This is a genomic window from Streptomyces sp. SID11385 (assembly GCF_010548245.1).
Taxonomy (GTDB): Bacteria; Actinomycetota; Actinomycetes; order Streptomycetales; family Streptomycetaceae; genus Streptomyces.
Genome location: NZ_JAAGLR010000337.1, coordinates 1 through 258 on the forward strand (window position 1 = coordinate 1; position 258 = coordinate 258).

The following is a 258-nucleotide window of genomic DNA, read 5'->3' on the forward strand; positions in this document are numbered from 1 at the left end:
AGGATCGCCAGGAACTCGTATCCGCCGCCGTGCAGGAAGATCGAGGAGAAGGTGAGCAGCAGGCCGGTGACGGCGATGACGATGAGCGCGATCAGCGGCACCAGGTCGTAGGCGAACCGCTGGCCCGTGATGGCGCCCCGGTCCTTCATCCGGCGCCACAGGAAGTAGGAGGCGCCCGGGATGACGAGGACCGCGGCGATGTCCAGGCCGTGGAACATCAGCCAGCCGAGGATGTTCAGGGAGTCGAACCCGATGATC

The 258-nt window shown here is 65.9% G+C and carries 1 pseudogene; it reads right to left on the reverse strand.

Annotated elements, in window-relative coordinates:
* A pseudogene (locus tag G3I42_RS10150) lies at positions 1-258 on the reverse strand (MFS transporter); the annotation flags it as partial.